At 70.9% G+C, this 22010-nt stretch carries 22 protein-coding genes and 1 tRNA gene; 12 read left to right on the top strand and 11 right to left on the bottom strand.

The genetic code is table 11. The annotated features are described in order from the left end of the window. The 8 genes from SALPAC3_RS0109950 (at position 1) to SALPAC3_RS0109915 (ending at position 6674) form a co-directional block, all read left to right on the top strand. Positions 1–600 (top strand): hypothetical protein, encoded by a 600-nt coding sequence (locus tag SALPAC3_RS0109950; protein WP_018221092.1) that lies wholly within the window; start codon positions 1–3, stop codon positions 598–600. Continuing rightward, positions 600–1607, top strand: coding sequence for an AAA family ATPase (locus tag SALPAC3_RS0109945; protein ID WP_018221091.1), 1008 nt, complete (start codon positions 600–602; stop codon positions 1605–1607). The genes SALPAC3_RS0109950 and SALPAC3_RS0109945 overlap by 1 nt, the downstream gene beginning before the upstream one ends. Next, a complete protein-coding gene (locus SALPAC3_RS0109940; RefSeq protein ID WP_018221090.1) occupies positions 1607–2995 on the top strand; it encodes a DUF58 domain-containing protein in 1389 nt (462 codons plus the stop codon). The genes SALPAC3_RS0109945 and SALPAC3_RS0109940 overlap by 1 nt, the downstream gene beginning before the upstream one ends. Before the next feature lie 31 nt (positions 2996–3026). Then, positions 3027–3587 carry a hypothetical protein gene (locus SALPAC3_RS0109935; protein ID WP_018221089.1) on the top strand — a complete coding sequence of 187 codons (561 nt, stop codon included), beginning with the start codon at positions 3027–3029 and terminating at the stop codon, positions 3585–3587. A gap of 98 nt (positions 3588–3685) precedes the next feature. Beyond that, entirely contained in the window at positions 3686–5011 is a 1326-nt protein-coding gene (locus tag SALPAC3_RS0109930) for an NAD(P)/FAD-dependent oxidoreductase (RefSeq protein ID WP_018221088.1), read from the top strand. Between the two features lie 148 nt (positions 5012–5159). After that, positions 5160–5240 (top strand) — tRNA-Leu (locus SALPAC3_RS0109925). Between the two features lie 128 nt (positions 5241–5368). After that, entirely contained in the window at positions 5369–6184 is an 816-nt protein-coding gene (locus tag SALPAC3_RS0109920; RefSeq protein ID WP_018221087.1) for a Bax inhibitor-1/YccA family protein, read from the top strand. A gap of 166 nt (positions 6185–6350) precedes the next feature. Next, positions 6351–6674 (top strand): hypothetical protein, encoded by a 324-nt coding sequence (locus SALPAC3_RS0109915; protein ID WP_018221086.1) that lies wholly within the window; start codon positions 6351–6353, stop codon positions 6672–6674. 88 nt (positions 6675–6762) lie between these two features. Here the strand turns inward: SALPAC3_RS0109915 and SALPAC3_RS0109910 are convergent, their stop codons facing one another. The 3 genes from SALPAC3_RS0109910 to SALPAC3_RS0109900 are packed head-to-tail and all read right to left on the bottom strand — an operon-like array spanning position 6763 to position 9978. After that, the gene (locus SALPAC3_RS0109910; protein WP_018221085.1) at positions 6763–8025 is read right to left on the bottom strand and encodes an acetyl-CoA C-acetyltransferase; all 1263 of its coding nucleotides are present in this window, start codon (positions 8023–8025) and stop codon (positions 6763–6765) included. Between the two features lie 58 nt (positions 8026–8083). Then, entirely contained in the window at positions 8084–8896 is an 813-nt protein-coding gene (locus SALPAC3_RS0109905; protein WP_018221084.1) for an SGNH/GDSL hydrolase family protein, read from the bottom strand. Next, positions 8893–9978, bottom strand: coding sequence for an SGNH/GDSL hydrolase family protein (locus tag SALPAC3_RS0109900; protein WP_018221083.1), 1086 nt, complete (start codon positions 9976–9978; stop codon positions 8893–8895). The genes SALPAC3_RS0109905 and SALPAC3_RS0109900 overlap by 4 nt, the downstream gene beginning before the upstream one ends. A gap of 121 nt (positions 9979–10099) precedes the next feature. On the opposite strand from SALPAC3_RS0109900, the gene SALPAC3_RS0109895 reads away from it, so the two are divergent. Together SALPAC3_RS0109895 and SALPAC3_RS0109890 are read left to right on the top strand one after the other, a co-directional pair. Further along, positions 10100–10471 (top strand): DUF1232 domain-containing protein, encoded by a 372-nt coding sequence (locus SALPAC3_RS0109895; RefSeq protein ID WP_018221082.1) that lies wholly within the window; start codon positions 10100–10102, stop codon positions 10469–10471. Between the two features lie 69 nt (positions 10472–10540). Beyond that, positions 10541–11911, top strand: coding sequence for a cystathionine beta-synthase (locus SALPAC3_RS0109890; protein ID WP_018221081.1), 1371 nt, complete (start codon positions 10541–10543; stop codon positions 11909–11911). Positions 11912–11993: 82 nt separating this feature from the next. On the opposite strand, the gene SALPAC3_RS0109885 is transcribed toward SALPAC3_RS0109890, so the two are convergent. The 5 genes from SALPAC3_RS0109885 to SALPAC3_RS0109865 all read right to left on the bottom strand — a co-directional run bounded on the left by SALPAC3_RS0109885 (position 11994) and on the right by SALPAC3_RS0109865 (position 18631). Further along, positions 11994–12503 (bottom strand): GNAT family N-acetyltransferase, encoded by a 510-nt coding sequence (locus SALPAC3_RS0109885; RefSeq protein WP_018221080.1) that lies wholly within the window; start codon positions 12501–12503, stop codon positions 11994–11996. Then, positions 12500–13429: a ribonuclease Z gene (locus tag SALPAC3_RS0109880; RefSeq protein ID WP_018221079.1), complete on the bottom strand. Its 930-nt coding sequence runs from the start codon at positions 13427–13429 to the stop codon at positions 12500–12502. The genes SALPAC3_RS0109885 and SALPAC3_RS0109880 overlap by 4 nt, the downstream gene beginning before the upstream one ends. A gap of 377 nt (positions 13430–13806) precedes the next feature. Next, positions 13807–15000 (bottom strand): osmoprotectant NAGGN system M42 family peptidase, encoded by a 1194-nt coding sequence (locus tag SALPAC3_RS0109875; RefSeq protein ID WP_018221078.1) that lies wholly within the window; start codon positions 14998–15000, stop codon positions 13807–13809. Further along, entirely contained in the window at positions 14997–16844 is a 1848-nt protein-coding gene (gene ngg, locus SALPAC3_RS0109870) for an N-acetylglutaminylglutamine synthetase (protein WP_018221077.1), read from the bottom strand. The genes SALPAC3_RS0109875 and ngg overlap by 4 nt, the downstream gene beginning before the upstream one ends. A 2-nt stretch (positions 16845–16846) precedes the next feature. Then, the gene (locus SALPAC3_RS0109865; RefSeq protein WP_026185408.1) at positions 16847–18631 is read right to left on the bottom strand and encodes an N-acetylglutaminylglutamine amidotransferase; all 1785 of its coding nucleotides are present in this window, start codon (positions 18629–18631) and stop codon (positions 16847–16849) included. Positions 18632–19078: 447 nt separating this feature from the next. On the opposite strand from SALPAC3_RS0109865, the gene SALPAC3_RS28695 reads away from it, so the two are divergent. Both SALPAC3_RS28695 and SALPAC3_RS28690 read left to right on the top strand, forming a co-directional pair. Next, positions 19079–19264 (top strand): hypothetical protein, encoded by a 186-nt coding sequence (locus tag SALPAC3_RS28695; RefSeq protein WP_232430489.1) that lies wholly within the window; start codon positions 19079–19081, stop codon positions 19262–19264. Positions 19265–19712: 448 nt separating this feature from the next. Beyond that, positions 19713–20243, top strand: a complete 531-nt coding sequence (locus tag SALPAC3_RS28690) for a hypothetical protein (protein ID WP_018221074.1) — start codon at positions 19713–19715, stop codon at positions 20241–20243. On the opposite strand, the gene SALPAC3_RS0109850 is transcribed toward SALPAC3_RS28690, so the two are convergent. The 3 genes from SALPAC3_RS0109850 to SALPAC3_RS0109840 all read right to left on the bottom strand — a co-directional run bounded on the left by SALPAC3_RS0109850 (position 20240) and on the right by SALPAC3_RS0109840 (position 22009). Next, entirely contained in the window at positions 20240–20641 is a 402-nt protein-coding gene (locus SALPAC3_RS0109850; protein WP_018221073.1) for a VOC family protein, read from the bottom strand. The two genes, SALPAC3_RS28690 and SALPAC3_RS0109850, sit on opposite strands and share 4 nt — an antisense overlap. 194 nt (positions 20642–20835) lie before the next feature. Then, positions 20836–21504: a peptide-methionine (S)-S-oxide reductase MsrA gene (msrA, locus tag SALPAC3_RS0109845; protein ID WP_018221072.1), complete on the bottom strand. Its 669-nt coding sequence runs from the start codon at positions 21502–21504 to the stop codon at positions 20836–20838. Positions 21505–21598: 94 nt separating this feature from the next. After that, positions 21599–22009: an HIT family protein gene (locus SALPAC3_RS0109840; RefSeq protein ID WP_018221071.1), complete on the bottom strand. Its 411-nt coding sequence runs from the start codon at positions 22007–22009 to the stop codon at positions 21599–21601. Position 22010: the final 1 nt, after the last annotated feature.

Genomic DNA, 22010 nt, shown 5'->3' with positions numbered 1-22010 from the left:
GTGAGCGGCACCAGCATCGACGACCTGTTCAGTGGCGCGGAGGAGCGGGGCCCGCAGCGGCGCCCACACCAGGAATCGGCTCGCGGCCGGCCGTTGCGGCTGTTGCTGCGTAACCTGGCCGGCGTCGGGGCCGTGGTGGTCGTTGTGGTCGCCGGCCTACGTGCGGTTGGGCTCCAGGTGTCGTTGCCGGTTCTGGTCGCCGGCGTACTCGCGCTCTTCCTGGTCCGCCAGGTTGTTCGGGCGCTCCGCCCACCACCTGCGGCGCCGGCCGTTCACCTGGCGCTGTTCGACCCGGCCGAGCTCCGCGGGCAGCGCGGCGACCAGCACGACGCGTTGGGTGCGGCGATCAACAGTTGGGAGGGTCCGCTGGACTGGGCGGCCACCCGGGCCAAGCGGTTCAACGGGACCATCCTGCCCCGACTCGGCGAACTGGCCGACGAACGGATCCGGCTGCGGCACGGGGTGACCCGCGGGTCGGATCCCGCCCGCGCCCGCGTACTGCTCGGTGATCGGCTGTCGACCTTCCTGGAGCACCCGCCTCGCCGCCCGCCGTCGCCGCGCGAGCTCGCGGCGATCGTCGCCGAACTGGAGAAACTGTGATGAACGACGTGGACCGGAAGTTACCCGCTACGGAGGTCGGCCACCTTGCCCACGCGGTCCTGGACGCGGTGGGCGAGGTCGTGGTCGGAAAACGGGAGGCGCTGGAGCTGGTCCTCGCCGGGATTCTGGCCGGCGGGCACGTGTTGCTCGAAGACCTGCCCGGGCTTGGTAAGACGCTGACCGCCCGGTCCTTCGCCCAGGCCCTCGGGCTCGATTTCCGGCGGCTCCAGTTCACTCCGGACCTGCTGCCCGCCGATGTCACCGGCTCCTTCCTCTACAACCAACGTAGCGGGGACTTCGCGTTCCGCGCCGGGCCGGTCTTCACCAACCTGCTCCTCGCCGACGAGATCAACCGCACTCCGCCGAAGACCCAGTCCGCGCTGCTGGAGGCGATGCAGGAGAAGCAGGTCTCGGTGGAGGGCGTCACCTACCGGCTGGATGAGCCCTTCCATGTGCTCGCGACCGCCAACCCGGTCGAGTACGAGGGCACGTACCCGTTGCCCGAGGCCCAGCTGGACCGCTTCCTGCTCCGGGTCTCCTTCGGATATCCCGAGCCCGGCGAGGAGTGGGAGGTGCTGCGTCGCCGGATTTCCCGCCGTCGTGAGGAGGCGGAGATCAAGCCGGTGGTGAACGCCGCGACCCTGCGCGCGATGCAGGCCGCGCTGGAGGACGTGGTGGTGGAGGACTCGATCGGCCGGTACCTGGTCGCGCTTGCCGCGGCCACCCGGGAACACCCCTCCGTGCTGGTCGGCGCCTCCCCGCGTGGCTCGCTGGCGCTGCTGCTGCTGTCCCGGGTCCGGGCCGTGATGGCCGGCCGGGACTACGTGGTGCCAGAGGACGTCAAGGAGGTGGCGGTACCGGCGCTGGCGCACCGGATCACGCTTCGTCCGGAGCTGTGGCTGCGTCGGGTCGCTCCGGCCATCGTCGTCGACGAGGTGCTGGCGGCCACCCCGGCTCCGGCCAGCGGCGCGCTGCCCAGCTACGCCACCGGCCTGCCCGTCCGCTGATGACCTCGTCCACCGTGCCGACACCACCGGAGCAGGCCGGCGGCTGGACGCCGACCTGGGCGTTCGGCCGGGCGGTGCTCCTGACCGGTCTGCTCCTGATCGCCGGCGTGCTGCTCGGGCGGGTGGACCTGGTGGTGCTGGCCGCTCCGTTCGCGATCGGCACCGCGTACGCCCTGCGTCGCCGGCCCGCCGCGTTGCCGCTGGTCCAGGTCGCCGCCGAGGGAAGCCAGGTGGAGGGGGGCGCGCTCGCCGCGCAGCTCACCGTTGGTAATCCGGACCCGGTCGACTATGACCTCGCGTTGCTGCAGAGCCGAGCGTCGCGTTGGTTGCGGGTCGATCGGGTGTCCGTCGCCGGGATGGCGGCGACCCACGCCGCGTCGCGCGGCGGGCAGTCGGTCGTCGACCGTCCCCTGGCGACCGCCGTACCGGCTGGTGCCCTGGTCGAGGTGGAGCTCGCCGGTACCGTGCGCCGCTGGGGACGGCACCCGCTGGGGCCCGTCGGGGTCCAGGCTAGCGCCGCGTTCGGCTTACTGGTCTCCCGCGCGGTGGTGGCCGAGGCGGTCTCGGTCAGTACCTACCCGGTGACTGATCCCTTCGATGCGGTGGAGGCGATGCCCCGCGCGGCGGGCCTGGTTGGCGCACACCACTCGCGTCGCCCCGGCGAAGGCGGGGAGCTGGCCGGCGTACGGGTCTTCGGCCCCGGTGACCGGCTACGTCGGGTGGACTGGCGAGTCTCGCTGCGGGCCCGACAGCTGCACGTCGCGGCCACCCTCTCCGACCGGGACGCTGAGGTGGTGCTGCTGCTCGACGTGTTCGCCGAGGCGGGCCGCTCCGGTGGAGTCGGGGGCACCGCCTCGGTGCTGGACACGACGGTTCGGGCCGCTGCGGCGATCGCGGAACACTACCTGCACCGGGGCGACCGGGTGTCGTTGCTGGAGTACGGTCCGGCCGGCCGTCGGTTACGTCCCGCCACTGGCCGCCGCCACTATCTGACAGTGCTGGAGTGGTTGCTCGACGTGCATCCCCAGTCCTCCCCAGAGGAGCTGCACGACTCGGGCTTCGGACCGCAGCTGCTCTCCTCGGATGCGTTGGTGGTGGTGCTTACGCCGTTGCTGGATGAACGATCCGCGCAGATGCTGGCTCGCCTGGCCTGGTCGGGTCGCTTCGTCGTGGCGGTGGACACCCTTCCTGTTGAGCTGACCCCGTCGGGGGAGCGGCGGTGGTCGGAGGCGGCGCACCGGCTGTGGCGGCTGGATCGGGACACGATGCAGCGCCAGCTGCGGGAGCACGGTGTGCCGGTGGTGCGGTGGGCCGGCGCGGGCAGCCTGGACGAGGTGCTGCGGGACGTGGCTCGGCTGGCGGTTGCGCCGAGGGCGGGGGCCCGGTGAGCCGGCTGGCCCGGGCCGAGAGCGGGCGGCGATGAGCGCCGCGGTGACCCGGGCTCGCGCGGCCCGGCGCGCGGTGACCCGGATCACGCTGGCGCCGTTGCTGCTCCGGTCGGGCGTCTTCCTCACTGCGTTGGTCGGGTTGGTGCTCGCGTATCCGGTGGAGCTCCTGCGGGGGCAGCTGCTGGTGGTGGCGCCGGTGGTGGCGCTGCTGCCGGCGGTGGGGCCGCGGCGGATCTGGCCGACCGTCGTCGCCCTGCTGACCGTGGGCGGGTGGGTGCTGGCGATCGATGGCTACGATCGGCCGGTCGCGCTCTGGCGGTTGTTTGCCGTGGCGGCGGCGCTCTATCTCAGCCATACCCTGTGCGCGCTGGTGGCCGTGTTGCCGTACGACGCGGTGGTGGATCCGGCCCTGGTGCTGCGCTGGCTGCTGCGGGCGGTCGCCGTGTTGCTCGGTACGGCGGTGCTGGGCGTGCTCCTGGTTGAGCTGGCCGGTGTCGGCGGAGCGCAGGGGCTGCAGGCGGTGACGGTGGCCGGGCTGGTGGTAGCGGTGCTGGTGACTGCGCTGCTGGGGTGGCTACTCCGTCGGCGCTGACGGCGGTATGTCCGGGTTAGGTGGGGTCACCGGTTGTGTTGGGTCACAACCGGGTCCGTAGCCGGGGATTTGCCGGGTCACCGAGGAAAGATAGAGGCGTGAATCCGAAGCGGATCCTTGTGGTGGGTGCCGGACACGTCGGGCTCTACGCGGCGCTGCGGCTGTCGAAGAAGCTCGGCCCGCGGGAGGCCGAGGTCGTCGTGGTCGACCCGCAGCCCCACATGACCTATCAGCCATTCCTCCCGGAGGCGGCGGCGGGCAGCATCTCGCCCCGGCACTCCGTGGTGCCGCTGCGGCGGGAGCTGCGCCGCTGCACCGTCGTCGTGGGCGCGGTCACCCGGATCGACCACGCCACCAAGACCGCCTTGGTCCAGCCGATCGCCGGTCCGACCCGCGAGATCCGGTACGACCAGGTGGTCATCGCCCCCGGCTCGGTCTCCCGGACCCTGCCGATTCCCGGGTTACACGAGCACGGCATCGGGTTCAAGACCATTGGCGAGGCGATCTACCTGCGCAACCATGTGCTGGATCGGCTCGATGTCGCCGCGGCCACGCCGGATCCGGCGCTGCGCCAGCGGGCGCTGACCTTCGTCTTCGTCGGCGGGGGCTACGCCGGCATCGAGGCGCTCGCCGAGATGGAGGATATGACCCGGAGCGCGCTGCGGTACTACCCGGAGCTGAACCCGGACGACATGCGGTGGGTGCTCGTCGAGGCGACGCAGCGGGTGCTGCCCGAGGTCGACCCGGACATGGGTGCCTACACGGTGCAGCAGCTCCTCCGGCGCCGGATGGACATTCGGCTAGGTACCCGGCTGGAGTCCTGCGTTGACGGGCTGGTGAGCCTCTCCGACGGCGACAGCTTTCCGGCGGACACGATCGTCTGGACGGCCGGGGTGAAGCCCTCGCCGATGCTGGACTCGACGGACTTCCCCCGTGACGATCGGGGGCGGATCACCTGTCAGCCCACGCTGCAGGTCGTCGACGGTGATCAGGTGGTGGCGGATGCCTGGAGCGCCGGGGACTGCGCCGCGGTGCCGGATCTGACGAAGGAGCCCGGCAGCTACTGCTCGCCGAGCGCCCAACACGCGGTCCGTCAGGCGAACCGGATGGCCGACAACATCGTCAACGTCATCCGGGGCCGGGAGCCGGTGCCCTACCAACACCGGCATGCCGGCAGCGTCGCCAGCCTCGGCCTCTACCGGGGGGTCGCGCAGGTGTACGGCATCAAAATGAAGGGCCTGCCCGCCTGGTTCATGCATCGGACGTATCACATGAGCCGGATTCCCTCGTTGAACCGAAAGGTCCGGGTGGTCGCCGACTGGACATTGGCGTTCTTTCTCCGGCGTGAGGTTGTCGCCCTCGGTCAGCTGCATGATCCGCGTGAGGAGTTCGCCGAGGCGTCCCAGCCGGTCAACCCCCGATAGCCGGGGCGCGGGGTTTGCCCCCGGGCGCGGCGCGGCACCGGCCGTGCCCGGGCGACGTCCGGGCACCTGGGACTGCGAGTACGCCTGCTGGCCAAAGACCGGCTACGGTGGCACTGCACCGTCGCGTGTCGGCGTGCCGGTGCCACCCGCCCGGGTGGTGGAATGGCAGACACGGCCGCCTTAAAAGCGGCTGCCGCAAGGCGTGCGGGTTCGATCCCCGCCCCGGGCACCTGCGGTCAGCCGTCGTCGGAGCGTCGTTCAACACCGCCCCACTGTGCGATCTCCACGAATCATGTTGGCCGTTTATCCTTGATGCTGCACGTTGACGTGCACCAACCCCCTGAGGGAGGCCTGACAGTGAAGACCTCGAACCCGGTGCTCGCCCGGCTCGGCCAGGCGGCCGAGCGTGAGCGGGCCACCGGGTACGCCCCGACCGGGCCGTATGGACAGCCCGGCTACCCCCAGCAGTACCCGACGCAGGCCGGCTACCCGGCTGCGCCGCCGACCGTCAACACCATGACGGTTGACGACGTGGTGGTGAAGACGGTCAGCCTACTCGGCATCCTCGGCGTGGTCGCCGCTGCCTCGTGGATCATGATCCCGGAGGCGCTGCTCGGCGCCGCGTGGATTGGCGCCGCGATGGTCGGCCTGGTGCTCGGCCTGATCATTTCGTTCTCGCGGATGGCGAACCCGGCGCTGGTTGTCGCGTACGCCGTCGTCGAAGGCGTGCTTGTTGGTGCCGTCAGCAAGTATTTCGAGACGCTCTACGACGGCATCGTGCTCCAAGCGGTCGTGGCCACCTTCGGCGTCTTTTTCCTGATGGCGATGCTCTACCGGGCCAAGGCCATCCGGGCCACCCCGAAGTTCGTCAAGGGCATGGTCGCGGTGATGGCCGGCCTCTTCGCGGTCATCATGATCAACCTGGTGTTGTCGCTCTTCGGCATCAACACCGGGCTGCGCGACGGCAGCCCGCTGGCGATCGGGTTCAGCCTCGTCGTCATCGTCGTGGCGGCGCTCAGCTTCGTGCTGAGCTTCAAGGAGGTCGAGGACGGCGTCCGGATGGGGCTGCCGCAGCGTTACTCCTGGGTCGCCGCCTTCGGCATCCTGGTAAGCCTTATCTGGCTCTACATCGAGATTCTCCGACTGTTGAGCTACTTCCAGGGCGACGACTGATCGTCTCCGTGCAACCGGCGATGCCCGGCCCGCCTCACGGGGGCCGGGCATCGCCGTCTTCACATGCGGTTGGTTGCTCCGCGGCGGTTCGCAGCCCCTCGGCGACGAAGCTGGTCAGCGAGATTGACGAGCAGGCTGCGGAGACGTCCGGCGTAGACTCGGCGAGGTGGAACAGGCCGGGGACTTCAGGCGGACGGTGGAGCTGATCGTGCGGCAGGTGGGGCACTGGCAACAGCCACGGTGGGCCGCCAGCGCTGCCGGCGGAAATGTCTCCCGGGCCGATCTCGTGCACCGGCTCGTGCAGGAACTCGCGAATCTGGTGGCGGACGCCGAGGCGCGGCCGCGCCGGCTCGTGCCCCGACTTGACCACGATGTTGCCCTGCCGGACCAGCTGCGGGTGGTGGCGGCAGATCTGCTTGCCGCGGGGGCATCGGACGCCACGCTGGCGCGGGCTGCCAGCGTGGCCACGGCGACCCGCGCGGCCCTCTGAGGACCATCCGCGCGGCCCACGGCGACCCGCGCGGCCCGCTGCGGGCTACCCGCGGAGCCGGCCCGCGCCGGGCCGGCTCCCGAAACCCTCAGGTCAGACGTTCGATCACCATGGCCATGCCCTGGCCGCCGCCGACGCACATCGTCTCCAGGCCGATCGTCGCGTCGTGCCACTGCAGGGCGTTGAGCAGGGTGCCGGTGATCCGCGCGCCGGTCATACCGAACGGGTGGCCGACGGCGATGGCGCCGCCCATCACGTTCAGCTTCTCCTCCGCTATGCCCAACTGCCGGTAGGAGGGGATCACCTGTGCGGCGAAGGCCTCGTTGATCTCTACCAGGTCCACGTCGTCAATGGTCATCCCCGCCCGCTTCAGGGCCTGCTTCGACGCCTCGACCGGGCCGAGCCCCATGATCTCCGGCGAGAGCGCGGTTACGCCGGTCGAGACGATCCGTGCCAGCGGGGTGACTCCGAGTTCACTCGCCCGCTGTGCGCTCATGATCACTACGGCGGCGGCGCCGTCGTTGAGGGGGCAGCAGTTGCCGGCGGTGATCCGGCCGTCGGGCCGGAAGACCGGATCCAGTTGGGCGACGGCGGAGAGCGTGACACCGGGTCGGGGACCGTCGTCGGCGCTGACCACGGTGCCGTCCGGGGCGGTCACCGGGGTGATCTCCCGAGCCCAGAACCCAGCGGCGATCGCCTGCTCGGCGCGGTTCTGGCTGCGCACACCGAACTCGTCCATCTCGGCCCGGGTGACGCCATGGACCTGGGCCAGGTTCTCCGCGGTCTGCCCCATGGACAGGTAGATGTCGGGTAGGTCGCCGGTGTCCCGCGGATCCGTCCACACCTCGGCCCCGCCCTTGGCGCGTGCCGTCGAACGCTCCCGCGCGGCGTTGAAGCGGGGGTTCTCCCAGCCTCCACCGACCAACGCCTGCGCCTCCGGCGGCAGACTGTCTGAGGTGCCCCGGGCGTACCGGGAGACGGTCTCGACGCCGGCGGAGACGAAGATGTCACCCTCGCCTGCCCGGATCGCATGCATCGCCATCCGAGTGGTCTGCAGGGACGAGGCGCAGTAGCGGGTCAGGGTGGCTCCGGGTAGGTCGTCGTGCCCCATCAGGGTGGCGACCACGCGGGCCAGGTTGAAGCCCTGTTCACCGCCGGGCAGACCACAGCCCAGGTACAGATCGTCGATCTCGCTCCGGTCGAGCTGGGGGATCTTGTCGAGGGCGGCCTGCACGATGGTGGCGGTGAGGTCATCCGGGCGGAACTCGCGCAGGGACCCCTTGCGGGCCCGGCCGATGGGGGAGCGGGCGGTGGCGACGATGACAGCGTCGCGGGACGACTCAATCGGCATGGACCAAACCTAACCGGTCAGTAACATCGGGCGGAAGTCGTGCCAGACCCGGGAAATGTCACCGCGGCGGGCCGTGCCGAGCCGCCATCGTTGCGGCAGCGGCAACCGCCGGAAAGAGAGCGTGCGCCCACACCCGGTACCCGTCGGCAGACGGGTGGAAGCCGTCGTGGCAGAACGTGCCGGCGTCGGCCCGGAAGACCGGACCGGCCTCAGTGGCGAGATCCACCACCGTCCCACCGGCGGTGAGTACCGCGAGGGTCTGGGCACGCGCCGTCCGCCGACCGGACCAGCTGACCAGGTGCCGTAGCGGGGGCGCGATCGCGCGTACCGCCCCGAGGTCGGGGCAGGTCCCGACCACGACCTCCACCCGCGCCTCACGGAGCCGGTGCACCGTGGCCCCGAGGCAGGCCGCGGCGACGGTCGACCGACGCAGGGAGGTGGCGTCGTTTGCGCCGATCAGGATCACCGCCACGTCGGGTCGTTCGCCGAGCAGTGCCCGAGCGACCTGGGTGGCCAGGTCGGTGGAGCGGGAGCCGGAGACGCCCACGCTGGAGAGGTGGACCAGCTGCCCGGCCGGTCCCTCGGCGAGCAGGTGGGCGAGCTGCCCACCGACGGTATCCGCCAGCCGGCTCACGCCGACCCCGAGTGCGGACGAGTCCCCGAGCAGCACGAGCCGCAGCGGGGGAGCGTCGGCCTGGCCGACCGTGGCCCGCAGGGCCAGCCCCAGCTCGGGCTGGGCATAACGCCGATGGCGGGCGGCGAAGGCCTGTCCAGCCAGGAGAGCGGCACCCCCCACTGCCGCGGCGGCGAAGCAGCCGGCCGTGGTCCGCCCGAGCCGGCGGGAGAAGCCGGGGCGGAAGCGGTCAGTCACGGTGCTACCGCCCCCCGCTCAGTATTCCGCTCCTGCATGCCATCCCCTCCATCGTGGGGCGAGTCCACGGCCGGGTCGGATTGGGTCACGGCACCGAAGAAGGCCCGTCGGCGTAGCTGCGCCCACCGACCCGCCGGACCGCGATCGTGGCCCCGAACCTGGGCGCCGCTGACCTCGGTCCCCGCGTGCCGCGCCGCCTCCTGGGCGGCCTCCGGCAGCGACCGTACGCCGCGGACCCGCGATGGCGCAGCCCCCCGCTCCGGCCCTGCCCCGAGAGCGGAGAGGACGGTCGGCAGCAGCGCGGCGGCAGCCATCGCGTAGCCCTCCGCCGACGGGTGGAACCGGTCCCAGGCGAACAACCGGGCCGGCTCGGCCGTGAACCGGGGACCGAGCAGGTCGCCGAGGGAGACCGTCGCGCCGCCGGCCTCGACCACGGCCACCGTCTGGGCGGCGGCGAGCTGGCGACTCCAGCGGCGGGCCAGCCAGCGCAGTGGCGGCTGGATGGGGCGGATCGCCCCCATGTCCGGGCAGGTGCCGACGACCACCGCGCAGCCAGCGGCACGAAGCGTGGTCACCGCCTCGATCAGGTAACGCACGGCCACGGCGGGCGGGGTGCGGTTGGTGACGTCGTTACCGCCGATCAGGATGACGGCGACATCGGGTCGGGCTTCGAGCGCCGCCTCGACCTGGTGGCGCAGTACGGCGGAGTGCGCTCCCACCACGGCGAATCGGTGTAGCCGGACCGGCCGGTGTAGCCGGCGGGAAACCCCGGTGGCGAGCAGCGCCCCCGGGGTTTCGCGGCGGCGGTACACGCCGTAGCCGGCAGCGCAGGAGTCGCCCAGTACGACCATGGTGACCGGTGGTCCGGGCAGCTTCGCCCCGTAGACTCCATCGCAGCGCGGTGGCGGCGCCTCGGCCGGGGGGATGCTTCGTCGCGCCTGCCGAGCCTGGCCGATCAGGACACCACCGGCGGTCGCCGCGGCGGCGGCCGTGGCGACCGCGCCCAGCCCCACCAGCCGGGTGACGCGCCAGGCGACCTGCCAGCGTGGACCGGCCGGGACAACGGAATCAGCGACCCCCATGCACCGACATTACGCGAACCCGCCACCGGACACCGTCGCCCGAGACGGCTCCCGTTGCCGGAACCGGTCCGGCCCGGCTTGTGCCGGGGCGGCACGCTGGCGTAGGGAAAGGAGTGAGCAGATGGGGAAGACACTGCACCGGCGGGCGGCGTTCCTCGCGTTGGCCCGGGCGCTCGTGGTCGGCGTACGAGGCGGGCCGGGGCTCGGGGCGCGGGTGGCGGCGCTGCCCCGGATGTTTCTGGCGACCGTCCGGGGACGGTATGACGGGGGCTTCCGGCTGGCGCTGATGACCGCCGCCGCCGCCTACATCGTCTCGCCGGTCGACCTGCTGCCGGAGCTTGGGCTGGCGCTGCTCGGGCTGGCCGACGACGCGGTCATGGTCACCTGGCTAGCCGGTAGCGTACTCGCCGAGACCGAGCGGTTCCTGGAGTGGGAGGCGCGCCAGGCTTCGGCCGTCCCGGGCGAGGTGGCGGGCGGACGGGACGTAGGCTGAGCGCGCGACATCCGTATTCGTCTGCCCGGCCGCCCACCCGGCGGCACCGGAGGAGAAGGGCACAACCAGGTGCAGTACTACGACAACGTCGTCGAGTTGATCGGCAACACCCCGCTGGTACGCCTGCGCAACGTGACTGAGGGCATCCAGGCCACCGTCCTGGTGAAGGTGGAGTACCTGAACCCCGGCGGGTCGGTCAAGGATCGGATCGCCCTGCGCATGGTGGAGGACGCCGAGCAGGCGGGGATTCTCCGACCGGGCGGCACGATCGTCGAACCGACCAGTGGCAACACCGGGGTCGGGTTGGCGCTGGTGGCCCAGCTGAAGGGCTACCGGTGCGTGTTCGTCTGCCCGGACAAGGTCAGCCAGGACAAGCAGGACGTGCTGCGCGCCTACGGCGCTGAGGTGGTCGTCTGCCCGACCGCGGTCGCGCCCGCGGATCCCCGCTCCTACTACAACGTCTCCGATCGCCTCGCCCAGGAGATCCCCGGCGCCTGGAAGCCCAACCAGTACGCCCACCCGGCGAACCCCCGCTCCCACTACGAGACCACCGGTCCGGAGCTGTGGGCGCAGACCGAGGGCCGGATCACCCACTTCGTCGCGGGGGTCGGCACCGGTGGCACGATCTCCGGTATCGGGCGCTACCTGAAGGAGGCGTCGGCGGGGCGGGTCAAGGTGATCGGCGCCGACCCGGAGGGGTCGGTCTACTCCGGTGGCACCGGGCGGCCGTACCTGGTCGAGGGGGTCGGTGAGGACTTCTGGCCGGAGACCTACGACCGGGAGATCGCCGACGAGATCGTTGAGGTCTCCGACAAGGCGTCGTTCGAGATGACCCGCCGGCTGGCCCGGACCGAGGGGCTGCTGGTCGGTGGCTCCTGTGGGATGGCGGTCGTCGCGGGGCTGGAGGTGGCCCGTGCAGCCGGTCCGGACGACGTGGTCGTGGTGCTGCTGCCGGACGGGGGGCGCGGCTACCTGTCCAAGATCTTCAACGACTCGTGGATGGCCCGGTACGGCTTCCTGGACAACTCCGGCAACGAGCCGACCATCGCCGAGACCCTCGCCGGCAAGCCGGGTGGGTTGCCGGAGCTGGTGCACGTGCACCCGACCGAGACGGTTCGGGACGCGATCGACTACCTGCGCGAGTACGGCGTCTCCCAGCTGCCGGTGCTGAAGGCTGAACCGCCGGTGGTGACCGGCGAGGTGGCTGGGTCGATCGCGGAGCGGGACCTGCTCGACGCGCTCTTCACCGGCCAGGCGCAGCTGCACGACACCATCGAGCGGCACATGGCCGCGCCCCTGCCGATGATCGGTGGTGGGCAGCCGGTCAGCGAGGCGGTGACTTTGCTGGAGAAGTCCGACGCCGCTCTGGTGCTGATCGACGGCAAACCGAAGGGGGTTCTCACCCGGCAGGACCTGCTCGCCCACCTCGGTTCCCGCTGACGGACGCTGGATCAACCCCCCGCGGGGCCCTCGCCGACCTGGGCGTGGGCCGGGGCCCTGCCGGGTACCTCGCCCATCGGAGCTACAACTCCCGCCGGTAGCGGAGCAACACGGCGGGGGTCGAGCCGATCAGTTCTTCCTGGGTGACGCCGGTTGGCCGCCACCCGCCCCGCTCGTAGAAGCGGCGGGCCGGTCCGTTCTGCCGTAACACCCAGAGGGCTGCGACCCGCCAGCCACGGGAGCGCATCTCGGCCAGGGCGTCGGCCATCAGCATCCGGCCCAGCCCGCGGCCCCGCTCTGCCGGCTCCAGGTAGACCGCGTGGAGCAGCCCGGTGGCGGGGTCACCCTGGTCGTCCGGGCCGAGGTAACTGAAGCCGACCAGGTGGTCACCCCGTTCCGCCACGGTCAACACGTGGTCGGCGCGCTCGTGACTCCAGCGTTCTCGCCAGTACTGTCCGAGCGCCGCCGGGGTCGGCTCGGTCAGCTGCGCGGTGGTCAGGAGGGGGGCGTAGGCGGCGACTCGGGACCGTTGGTGCAGCGCCCCAACCGCGATCAGGTCGTCCACCGTCCCGGGACGGAGCGTGACGGTCACCTGGCCGAGGGTACCCGCCGGGGTGGCACCGGCACGGTCGTCAGGTCCTCGGCGACCACCAGATCACCCGTGAAGTGCTCCCGGGCCTCAGCGGCGAAGCGGTCCAGGTCCGGGTAGCGCTGGGAGAAGTGGGTGAGCACGAGGCGGCGTACCCCGCACTCGGTGGCGACCTGCGCCGCCTGCCCTGCGGTCAGGTGCCCAACCTCGGCGGCGAGCGCGGCCTCCGAGGCCAGGAAGGTGGCCTCGATGACCAGGAGGTCGGCGTTGTCGGCGAGGGCGTACACCGCGTCGCAGAGGCCGGTGTCCATCACGAACGCGAACCGCTGGCCCGGCCGCGGCGTGCTCATCTGCTCCCGGGTGACCCGCCGTCCCGCCACGTCGAGGTGGCCGACGCGGAGCAGCTCGCCGATGGCCGGGCCGGCGATGCCGTGGGCCGCGAGCCGCTCCGGCAGCATCCGGTGCCCGTCCGGCTCGACCAGCCGATACCCGTACGTCTCGACCGGGTGCCGGAGCCGGCGGGCCTCCAGCATGCCGCCGCGGACCGCGATCTGCTGCCCGTCCGTGGCGATCGGTACGACGGCCAGCTCGGCGGTCTCGTAGAAACTCGACGCGTGCCGCAGCCGGGCAAAGTACTCGGCACCGCCGGCCGGAAAGTGCACCGTGACCGGGTGCGGCACCCGGTCCAGGGAGAGCCGCTGAATGGTGCCGGGGAGCCCGAGACAGTGGTCGCCGTGGAAGTGTGTGACACAGATCCGGGTCAGGTCGGTGGCGGTCACCGTGCTGTACAGCAGCTGCCGCTGGCTGCCTTCCCCCGGATCGAAGAGGATCACCTCGTCGTCCCAGCGCAGGACGTACCCGTTGTGGTTTCGGGTGCGGGTCGGCGTCTGGCTGGCAGTCCCGAGTACCACCAGTTCCCGCATCGACATGCCGCCCTCCTGTCGCCCTGGCGCTGCTGGGGAAAGAACGACCCCCGGGGCTTCCGCGTTGACACGCGGGCCGGCTGGACTGGGCCGGCACCCCGGGGGTCGGGTGGCTGTCATGGATTCGCCGCACCGCTGCCACACGGTCTCGACGATCTTTACTGCCCACCCAGCCGGGTGGACGACTGTCGAGGACAGCGGCTAGCGGGCAGCCACCTCACGAGTCCGATTGCTATACAAGTCTGGACCACCTCCTTTCCCGTGTACCGTCACGCTATCCACAGCGCTGTGCCCCCGGCAACGGATTTCGATCACAAGCCCGGGCGGGAGGCGAATCAGCTTCGCGACGGCCGCCCGGGCGCTGGTCGCGGCGTGGGCATCCCTCAGGTGAGGCCGTGCAGGCCGATCGGGCCCTCGCGCGGCCCGTCCTCCTGCGCGGGCTGCACGGCCAGCGACGGGAACTTCGCGAGCTCACCCGCGGGCTCCGCATCCCACTCCGGGAAGACCAGGTCGCTCTGGAGGTAGAGGCAGAGCAGCTGGGTCAGGTGGCGCAGCCCGTCCAGATGGGTGCGCTCGTGGCCGTGAGTGGCATCCACCCCGAATCCGAGCAGCGCCACCCGGGCGTGCGCACCGGCCTCGACCGCCGCCGCGACATCCGAACGGTAGTTGTCGAAGACGTCCCGGACCAGGTCGACGTCGTTGGCGCGGGCGATCGCCGCCAGGTTGCGGGTCAGGTGGTAGTCGAACGGGCCCACCCCGTCCCCCATTGCCAGGGTGGCCGCGTCCTCCCGGGACTGCTGTCCGGGGGCGACGACGGCCGCGTCCACCGAGACGATCTCAGCCACATCCGGATCCAGCCCGTGGGAGGCGCCGTGGCCGATCTCCTCGGTGACAGTGATCAACAGGTGTGCGCTGACCGCCGGGGTGACCCCGGCGTCAACCAACGCCTTGCACGCGGTCAGCACCGCGGCCACGCCCGCCTTGTCGTCCAGGTGACGGGACTTCACGTACCCGGCGGGGGTGACCTGTGGGTTGGGTAGGAGCGCCACGAAGTCGCCCACGTCGATCCCCAACGCGCGGAGGCCGGCGGTGTCGTACACCGGCTCGTCCACCCGGACCTCGACCAGCTCCCAGCCGATGCCCTGGGAGTCCACCGCGTCGTTGTAACGGTGCCCACTGGCCTTCAACGGCAGCACCTGGCCGGTGACCACCCGATCCAGGTGATCGGTGAAGACCCGTACGTGGGCGCCCTCGGCGAAACGTGCGCTGTGCGTCCCGATCGGCTGGAGCTCCAGCCGCCCGTTCTCCTTGAGCCGCTTCACCATCCCGCCGATGACATCGGTGTGCACCACGATCGCCCGGTCGGCCCCGGTTGTGCGGGGGCCCGGCAACTCGGCGCTGAGCGCGCCGCGTCGGGTCAGCGTGGACGGGATCCCGAGCGCCGCCAACCGCTCGCCCACGTACTGCTGTACGTGGTCGGTACGGCCGGCCGGGCTCGGGATCTCCAGTAGCTCCACCAGGACGTGGCGTAGGTAGTCGAGGTCGAGTGGGAGGGGTACGGGCTGGCTCGGGGTCATACTCCAGAGCTTGCCGCACCCGCCGGGGACCAGAGGCGTTGCGGTGCCCGGGTCCCGGGGAAGAGTAGATCGACGAAGCGTTCGGCGGTCGGCTGCGGCTCGTGGTTGGCCAGGCCGGGTCGCTCGTTCGCCTCGATGAAGACGTGCTCGGGATGCTCCGCGGCGGGCACCAACAGGTCCAGCCCGGTCACCGGGATGTCAAGTGCCCTACTCGCGGCCACACACGCCTCGGCGATCTCTGGATGCAGCTCCGCGGTGACATCGTGGATCGTGCCACCGGTGTGCAGGTTGGCGGTCCGGCGGACGACCAGCAGTTCGCCCTCCGGCAGGATGTCGGTCAGGGCGTATCCGGCTTCGGCGACCACCTCGCGGGTCATCTCGTCCAGTGGGATGCGGGACTCGCCGCCGGTCGCGGCGGCCCGACGCCGGCTCTGCCGCTTGATCAGCTCCGTGATGTCGTGCGCCCCGTCGCCGATGATCGATGCTGGTCGACGCAGCGCGGCCGCCACCACCTCATGATCGATCATGATGACGCGCAGATCCTCACCGGCGCGCAACTCCTCGAGCAGCACCTCCGGGCAGTATCGGGTGGCCAGCTCGATGGCCGTCTGCAGGGCCTCGGCGGTGCGTACGCCGACGGTGATCCCCTTGCCCTGCTCGCCCCGGGCCGGCTTGACGACCAACTCGCTGACCTCGGCCAGGAACGCGGTGTCGGCCCCGTCACCGGTGGCCGTCCGGCCCCGCGGCACGGAGAGCCCGGCCTGGGCGAGGATCCGCCGGGTGACCCGCTTGTCGTCACAGCGGCTCATCGCCACCGCCGAGGTCAGCTCGGAGAGCGACTCGCGGGTGAGGATCGTCCGGCCGCCGCTGGTCAGCCGCAGCTCACCCCAGGTCGGGTCGGTCACCTCCACCCGGATGCCCCGGCGCATCGCCTCGTCCGCGACGATTTGCGCGTACGGGTTGAGCTCGTCGTACCCCTCCGGCATGGCGGGGAGGAAGAGCCGCTCGTTGATCGGGTTCTTCCGCTTCACGCAGAGTGCGGTGACGCGGTAGAAACCGAGCCGCTCATAGAGCCGGATCGCGCCCTCGTTCTCGGCGAGCACCGAGAGGTCCACGTACGCCCGTCCCCGGTTGACCAACCGGGCCGCCAGCTCGGTGATGAGCGCCTGGCCGGTGCCGGGCGGTGCGGCGTTGAAGTCCACGGTCAGGCACCAGAGGCTGGAACCGCCGTCCGGGTCGTCGAAGACGGCGACGTGGTCCACCCCGGTTATGGTGCCGACGATCTCGCCGGTCGCGTTCTCGGCGACCAGGTGCAGGAAACTGTCGGTGGCGGCGTTGGCGACGAGTACCTCCACCGGCGCGGTCACCATGCTGTTGGCCGCGTAGATCCGATTGACGTCCTCGGCGTCCTGCGCGTCCCGCAGCGGCCGGATCCGCAGGCCGGGGATTTCCGGGGCAGCGAGCCCCTCGCCGTGCAACGGCAGCCGGAAGGTCAGCGACGGGTCGATGAACAGCTCGTCCGGCAGCCGGGAGACGAGTACGTGCGGATCGTCGAGGTAGATGCAGATGTCCCGGGCGCCGGCCGCCTCCGAGCGCAGCACGTCGGCGACGTCGGCCTGGTCGGCGTAGGTCTGGCCGAACACCAACCGGCCCCAGCCGCAGTCGAGCACGACGCCCGCGGCGGGCGCGTCGGCGACGTGTTCCGCCGTGGGTACGACGGCCGGGCTGGCGGAGGTGGCCGCGGCGGCCACCGGGTCGCCGCCCGGGCCGACCCGCTCGAACCGACGGCTCCGGCCCCGTACCTGATCTGCCAGTGCTACCCCGGTCGCGAGGCTCCCCGACATGGTCAACCGATTCCGTGGTTCTGGAGCCACATTTCCAGGAGTCCGAGTTGCCACAGCTTGTTTCCGTTCAACGGGGTCAGTTCGGCGTTCGGGTCGTCGAGCAGCGCGTTGACGTAGTCGGTGCGGTACAGCCCTCGACGACGAGCCTCCGGCGCCGAGAGCGCGTCGCGGACCCGGTCGAGGAGCTTGCCCTCCAGGTGGGTGAGGCCCGGAACCGGGAAGTAGCCCTTCGGCCGGTCGATGACCTCGTGCGGCAGGACCCGTCGGCCGATCTCCTTGAGCACGCCCTTGCCGCCCTGGGCCAGCTTCAGCTCCGGCGGGCAGGTCGCGGCGAGCTCCACGAACTCGTGGTCGAGGAACGGGACCCGGGCCTCCAGCCCGTGTGCCATGGTCATGTTGTCGACCCGCTTCACCGGGTCGTCGGTCAGCATGATCTGCGTGTCGATCCGCAGGCCGGCGTCGACCGCGGTCTGCGCCCCGGCCTGGGCCAGGTGGGCGGCGACGAACTCGCGTGCCGGGTCCCCGTCGGCCAGCCAGGCCGGGTTGAGGACGCGGGCCAGCCCGGCCGCGTCCCGGTCGAAGAACGCACGGGCGTACGTCCCGAGCGCCTCCTCCCGCGCGACCTGCGCCAGCGGCGGGTACCAGTGGTAGCCGCCCAGGATCTCGTCCGCGCCCTGACCGGACTGGACGACCTTGACGTGTCGGGCCACCTCCTGGCTGAGCAGGTAGAACGCGACGCAGTCATGGCTGACCATCGGCTCGCTCATCGCGGCGACGGCCGCCTCCAGCGGCGGCACCAGGTCCTGCGATGGGACGCGGATCTGGTGGTGGTCACTGTCGAAGGTCTTCGCCACCAGGTCCGAGTAGCGGAATTCGTCGCCCTCCCGGCCCCCGACCGAGTCGAAGCCGATGGAGAAGGTGGAGAGGCCGCGCTGGCCCTCCCCGGCGAGCAGGGCCACCACCAGGCTTGAGTCCAGGCCGCCGGAGAGCAGCACGCCGACCGGTACGTCGGCGACCATTCGTCGCCGCACGGCGGTGGTGAGGGAGCCCAGCAGGGCGTCCTGCCAGTCCTCCGCCGACCAGCCGGCGCGTTCGGGGTGCCGGGTGAAGGACGGATTCCAGTAGACCCGCTCGTGGCTGCGGCCGTCCGGCTCGTAGACCCGGATGGTGGCCGGGGGAAGCTTGGCCACTCCGCGCAGGATGGTGCGCGGGGGCGGCACGATGCTGTGGAAGCTCAGGTAGTGCGCGAGCGCGACCGGGTCGATCTCGGTGTTGACGCCGCCACCGGCCAGCAGCGCCGGCAGGGTGCTGGCGAAGCGGACCACGCCCGGCGACTCGGCTAGGTAGAGCGGCTTGATGCCGAGCCGGTCCCGGGCCAGCACGAGTCGGCCGGTGTCCCGCTCGGTGATCGCCACGGCGAACATGCCGACGAGGTGGTCAACGAAGTCGAGGCCCCATTCGGCGTACGCCTTGACCACCACCTCGCTGTCTCCGGAGGAGAAGAAGTGGTGCCCCTTGGCCTGCAGTTCCGTCCGCAATTCCCGGTAGTTGTAGATGCAGCCGTTGAAGACGCCGGTCAGGCCGGCGGCGGCGTCCACGACGGGCTGGCCGCTGGCGGCCGAGAGGTCGATGATCTTTAGGCGGCGGTGCCCCAGGGCGATCGCTCCCTGTGCCCACACCCCGCTGTCGTCCGGCCCTCGGTCACTCATCGTGGCCGCCATGCGCTCCACCGTGGCCACGTCGGCCCGGGAACCATCACGGCGAAACTCTCCCGCAAGTCCGCACATGTCAGCCCATGCTGCCAGAGGATATTGCGATTAGCCTGTTGAGACTATGACGGTCGTGTAAAAGGGTTGCTAGAATTCCTGTCCCCCATTGCGCAGAGTGACGGTTCATGGGGTTGAGGGTGGCGGTTCGTGTCACGCGTGGTCACTCTGCGAGGATCTACCGCCGTCACGCGATGTGATGATTGACCCATTTATGGAATCCGATGTGGCGGGCGGGTCGCCGGCGCGAGTGATCCATCGGCCCCGCCCTCGGCTGGCGGCAGGAATGGGTCAAATCGAATAAATGGGTCATATCGGGGCGAGCCTTGCGCCGTGTCTGTTGGTATCCGGCCGAGGTGACAGCGAGGTTTAGGATCCGCGACGGACATCGGGCTCGGTGGACATCCTTCGCCGCTCGGCAGGGAGCCGCCGCCGTGGCCCGTCGCGATCCGACTGATGGGGCTTTCGATGGGCCATACCGCACATTCCGGGCGAAGGTTGAACATCGACGCGGGAGATTCGCTCGCTGTCCAGCACGTTCCCGGCCGGGTCGGTCTGCCGGTCCTGGAGGTCGAGGAGCTGCGGCACAACAAGGGAAACGCCGCGACCTACGGGATCTGGCGGGTGCGGGGGCGGCCGGTCAAGCCGTGTTGAAGATCTACCGGCCGGGTGCGCCCGGCTACACCGGCTTCTGGCCAACCTCCACCGAGCCGACGCACTGGAACTACTGGCGGCGGGAGTCGTTGGCCTATGCGGAAGGCCTGACCTCGACTGTCTACGCCGAGGCCGGCGTCAGCGGGCCGGAAATGCTGGAGACCAACGTACGCGCCGACGGCATGGTCGAACTCTGGCTGGACTACGTCCCCGGCATCGGTGGGTTCGAATGGTCGCCCAGCCGTATCGCCCGGTTCGCCTACGAACTCGGCGCGGGCCAGGCGCGGTGGACCGGGCGGGTGCCGGACCTGCCCTGGCTCTCGCGCGGTTGGCTGCGGCAGTACCTCGCCGATGGGCCGCCGCTGTCGGTGAACATCGAGGACTCCGATTGGGGGCATCCGGACGTCGCGTTCTGGCCCGACCCGGTGCGGCAGCGCCTGCGTCGGCTGTGCGCAACCAGACGCTCGCGGTCGCACAGGGCGTCGAGCGTACGTTGTGCCACCTCGATGTCTGGCCCGCCAACCTCATCGATGTGGGCGGCAGGTCGGTGCTGCTCGACTGGGCGTTCGCCGGAGAGGGAGCGGTCGGCGAGGACATCTCCAACCTCATCCTGGACAGCTTCACCGGCGGCCTGATGGATCCGGACCTGCTACCGGAGATCGCGGAGGGCTGTGTCGACGGCTACCTCAAGGGCTTACGGGACGGTGGCTGGTCCGGCTCCGAGGACGCGGTCCGCGTCGCGGTCGGCGCGTGTGGCGCCGCGAAGTTCAGCTGGTTTGGTCCCGCCGTGCTCGGCCGGGCGGTCAGCAACGACGTCGGGTCGTCGGCCTACAGCCAGGACGAGTCCGCCGAACTGGTGGTCAAGCGGGGTAGCGGGCCTGGTCACGCTCATCGCCGACTGGGCACGCGTCTCCGGATCACGCTAGGCCGGTACCACGGGGACCTGGTGGCCGCGGTCGCCGCGCCGGTTCCAGGCTAGGCGGGCTGCTCCGGCTCCAGGAACTCGAGCCGGTTGCCCAGTGGGTCGTGGGCGTAGAACCGACGGTGCCCGGGGAAGCTGTCGTCCCAGTCGACCTCGATCCCATGCTTGCCGAGGCGCTTGGCCAAGGCGTCGATGTCATTCACCAGGATTCCCGGGTGCGCCTTGCGGGCCGGCCGGAAATCCAACTCCACACCGAGGTGGATCTCGAGCCCGCCGGAGCGGAACCAGCAACCACCGCGGGTGGCGAGGACTGGCGGCTTGGCTAGCTCGGCCATGCCCAGCACACCGCCGTAGAACTCTCGCACGGTCGGCTCCGACTCCGGCGGGATGGCCAACTGCGTGTGGTGCAGCCCGTTCAACCGGTAGCCCTGCTGCCACTGGTCGTTCACCGACATACCCCCCACTCGTCGTGACAACGCGCCTTAACGTATCCGCCGGCCGCCGTTCGCGCTGCCCGGGTTCGGTCACCACGGCGCTCTCGCCAGACCGTTCATGCCGTTGCCACGGAGTTGGGCAACCTCAGGGACGCACAGTTGGAATGTAGGCGGGGCCGGGCGTCCGCCGCGGCCCCGCCTGCATGCTTACCTGGTCAGTCTCGGTTTGCCGGTTGCTCGGAAGGGGCGCAGAAGCTGAGCCCATTGGGGCCGTGGTTGCAGTAGCCGCCGGGATTCTTGGTTGGAGCGAGGTACTGCTGGTGGTATCCCTCGGCTAGGTAGTAGTCGCCGAGGGGGCTGATCTCGGTGGTGATCTCGCCCTTGCCGGCGCGGGCCACGACCGGTGCGAACGCGTCCCGGGACGCCAGTGCGGTGGTCAGCTGCTGGTCGGTGGTCGGGTAGATCGCCGACCGGTACTGGGTGCCCATGTCGTTGCCCTGCCGCATGCCCTGGGTCGGGTCGTGGTTCTCCCAGAAGACCTTCAACAGGTCCTCGTATGTGATCTTCGTCGGGTCGTAGTTGACCTGGACGACCTCGGCGTGCCCGGTCCGGCCGGAGCAGACCTCGTCGTACGACGGGTTCGGCGTGTGGCCGCCCGCGTAGCCCACCGAGGTGGTGAGCACGCCGGGCAGCGTCCAGAACAGCCGCTCGGCGCCCCAGAAACAACCCATCCCGAAGACGGCGACCTCGGTTCCCTCAGGGAACGGGCCGGTCAGCGGGGTGCCCAACACCTCGTGCGGGTCGGTGACCGGCGTTGCGACCGGGCGGCCGGGCAGGGCCTCCTCCGCGGTGATCAGCTGGGCTTTCGTACGGCGCAGGAACACGATGGAACTCCTCTCATACCTTCCCCGGCTGCAACGCCGGCCGGCCCGGTTTCCTTACCCGTGCCGACGGCTGCCTTACCCGCGACGGTGGCCCTCAGGCGGAATCCGGCAGCGCCGCGCGGATCCGGTCGGCGTGGTCGGCCGCCTCGGCGTCGTTCCGGTAGCGGGTGCGGGGCCAGAAGAAGCCGCGCAGCCCGTCGCCCCTCGTCCGCGGCACCACATGGGTGTGCAGGTGCGGAACCGATTGCGACACCTTGTTGTTCATCGCCACGAACGTGCCGCCCGCGCCCAACCCGGCCTCAACCGCGACGGCGAGTCGGCGGACCAACGCGAAGTAACCCGGCAGCGCCTGAGCCGGCAGGTCCGCCAGCGTGACCAGGTGGGGACGCGGCACCACGAGCAGGTGGCCCGGGAACACCGGCCGGGTGTCCAGGAAGGCCACCCCGCCGGGCTCGTCCACAACCCGGAACGCCGGCACCTCGCCCGCCACGATCCCGCAGAACACG

The organism is Salinispora pacifica DSM 45544 (assembly GCF_000378845.1).
Lineage (GTDB): Bacteria > Actinomycetota > Actinomycetes > Mycobacteriales > Micromonosporaceae > Micromonospora > Micromonospora pacifica.
This window is presented reverse-complemented; position numbering and strand designations above follow the sequence as displayed.